Source organism: Microcoleus sp. MOSTC5, assembly GCF_036701825.1.
GTDB lineage: Bacteria > Cyanobacteriota > Cyanobacteriia > Cyanobacteriales > Microcoleaceae > Microcoleus > Microcoleus asticus.
The window spans coordinates 1-2,694 of record NZ_JAUBRK010000151.1; the positions used below are offsets into that span (position 1 = coordinate 1).

At 41.2% G+C, this 2,694-nt stretch carries 2 protein-coding genes and 3 pseudogenes; 2 read left to right on the forward strand and 3 right to left on the reverse strand.

From position 1 onward, the window contains the following. Positions 1–204 precede the first annotated feature (204 nt). Positions 205–669: pseudogene (locus QUA54_RS33930) on the forward strand (transposase); the annotation flags it as partial. Here QUA54_RS33930 and QUA54_RS33935 read toward each other — a convergent pair. Together QUA54_RS33935 and QUA54_RS33940 are read right to left on the reverse strand one after the other, a co-directional pair. After that, on the reverse strand, positions 640–891 hold the full coding sequence (locus QUA54_RS33935; RefSeq protein WP_333419384.1) for a hypothetical protein: 252 nt from the start codon (positions 889–891) through the stop codon (positions 640–642). The pseudogene QUA54_RS33930 and the gene QUA54_RS33935 overlap by 30 nt on opposite strands. A 120-nt stretch (positions 892–1,011) precedes the next feature. Further along, positions 1,012–1,149, reverse strand: coding sequence for a hypothetical protein (locus tag QUA54_RS33940; RefSeq protein ID WP_333419386.1), 138 nt, complete (start codon positions 1,147–1,149; stop codon positions 1,012–1,014). A gap of 258 nt (positions 1,150–1,407) precedes the next feature. On the opposite strand from QUA54_RS33940, the pseudogene QUA54_RS33945 reads away from it, so the two are divergent. Then, a pseudogene (locus QUA54_RS33945) lies at positions 1,408–2,120 on the forward strand (transposase); the annotation flags it as partial. A 55-nt stretch (positions 2,121–2,175) separates the two neighbouring features. Here QUA54_RS33945 and QUA54_RS33950 read toward each other — a convergent pair. Further along, positions 2,176–2,617 (reverse strand): annotated as a pseudogene (locus tag QUA54_RS33950) (transposase); the annotation flags it as partial. Positions 2,618–2,694: the final 77 nt, after the last annotated feature.

Sequence of the window (2,694 nt, forward strand, 5' to 3'; positions counted from 1 at the left end):
AATTATGAGTTAGCTCTAGGGGATGAAATTTAAAACCTCTAATTATAACATAAATCTTTTTTGCAAGAGGTCTAATACTGACCCCATCTTTTTTTACCATAAATCGGTCAAAATCCCGTCAGCTAGGGGTTTTGACGGTGTTGTCACCCCGTCAGATGCTAGGTCTTTAAAAGGTTCAAGGGCTCGGGGTCAAAACCTAGTAAACGTGGAAAAAATGTCTCAATAATTGGAGCAATATCGGTCAATGAAGTCCTAACATCAGTCAATTTAACAGGTACAACCGATGCAATTACATTTGAGTCTTTTATCATCCGAAAGCTAGTACCAAAATTATGGAAAGCGGTTTGTGTAGTGATGGGTAATTGTACTATTCATACCGAAAAAAATAGAAAAAGCCATCAAAAATTAAGAACCAAATTAATATCCTTGTCGGCCTATTCACCGGATTTCACACCACTTGAAAATTCACGGTCAAAACTTAAAAATATTCTCCGTTCTCTCAAAACGACTAATTATCAAGAGTTAGGTAAAGCCATAGAATTTGCATTTAATGAAGTTACAGTGCAAAAATATTTGAAATTGCCGCAAGTCACTGCTGTTATTGTATTTGATCTTTCTGAGAAAGGCTATAGCTGCTATTTAAATCAAGCGTTTGAGGATGCGGAGTAGATCATATAAATTATTGGTGCGATTGCTAATTCCCAATAAATCAGATGTGCTATATCGAGGGGATTCTTCTTTCACTAATTTAACAAAGATGAAACTGCCACCTGTAGCAATCATGCCGTAACTAGGTTTGTCAGCAGAGTTGGGATTGGCCAGCATATAACCTAAGATTTGCGCCAAGCCCGCTTCGATCGAAAATGAAACTCGTTTCGATTCTATTACCATCAGCCACAACTGCTCTTTTAAAACTAAAGTGTCGATGCTACCTTTGAGGATAACCTCTTCATCTTCTTCGGAAATCTCGCCGGATTTTTCTGGTTTAATGTAGAAAGGATGCAGATAAAACTAGCCGACAAATAACAGCGGAGAGACGATCGACAAACTGATGGTTTTTTCCAGCATCGGCGGATACTCTAGCAAGTTGAAGTAACCTGCTTTAATCTGATCTAGCTGTCGTTTTTGAAAGTCGGTGATTTCTGGCAACTCGTATTGCTATGCTATAAAAAATTGGTCGTCTGTGACAAGTTGCAGGTCAAAAAGCGTTTTTAATTCTTCTAATGCGACATTTTTAGATTGAATTGTTTGGTACTGGTCTGTTATTGTGTGGTAGACTAGCTTAGTAACTTTGGTTAATTCGCATCCCACCCTATGGACTGCCCCTACTGCGACCACCATGCTATGAAATACGGCACTACTCGCCTGAAAGAGGGAGACATCATCTAGACATACTACTGTCGCCACTGCGAAAAACGGTTTAACGAACGTACCGGGACGCCTATGGCAAATTTACGCACTCCCAAAGCGCTGGTGGTGAGCGCGTTAAAAATACGTACAGAGGGGACGGGGATCAGGGCTACAGGGAGGATACTGGGCAAATCGCACTCTACCGTTATTCGATGGGAAAAGCGTGTGGCAGACATGACGAAAGCATGGTCTCCACCAGCACCACCAAGTCAAGAGGTAACAGTAGAAGGAGATGAGTTGTACACGCGGGTCGGGCGTAATTCCTCCCCCGGAACGGTCCCAAGGGTGGACAATCAGTTTTATAGAACGTGATAGTCGCTATTGGTTAGTGGCTAATGCAGGCTTTAAAAATGCTCAATTATTCCAACAGGGAACCCAATCCGCCTGGCAGTGGGCTAAAAAATTGTGTCTCTGTACGTTGGTTCACGGACGGGGAACAACGTTACGGTCAGCAGTTATGGTTATTAGCAAGTCAATACTTGAAATCCTTTGAACGCCCTCAAGCTTACGGATACCGTAAAGTTTGGCGGGAGGGTGTGGAAGTAGCCATGAAGATAAAAGGCTCTCAAGGTCGTAAGCGTGTTAAATGGGTTAACCAGGAGCATCCTTACACTGCCATTAGTCCAAAAACAGAAGTAGGCGCTAATCATAATGAGGCACTTAATAGTTCCATAAGACGACGCTGTAGCGCTTACAGACGACGTACAAATACTTAGGGCTTGCTGAATAAGTAAGGGAAAAGTCAGATCGGGATTGACCATCTATTCAAGCTCGCTCGAACATAAGTTTGTCTTGTCTGAGCTTTGCTAACTTATAACTTTTAATAATAACAAACCCGTAAACAGGTGTTGTTTTCGATTCTTGGCAAAAAACAACACAAAAAACCTGTCTAAGCCAGGTAGAAAGATTGATGACTAAAAAAGTAATAGCAATCTTCTGTCTCTGAAGTATTAGCAAGTTTTGTCATCACGCGAGCGAGGCTAAATCTTCGTTTCGAGACTCCAAACTTTCCCTCAATTGAACTCCGAATTTTCTCATCTTCTAGAGCCTGATTCTTTTTTTCTTTGCTGACATTTGCAGGGGGTCTTCCTAAAGGTGGTCCGCTGATTCTAATACCTCTTTCTCTACACCAAGCTCGGTTCTCTCTTGTCCGATAAATGCGGTCAACATGAACCGATTCAGGATAAGAGCCTGTAAATTTATAATACAATACGGTTTACTTAAGGTCTAACAAGTGATAAACTATATGATATACAAAAAGTAAATCAAGTATAGTGCCGTACA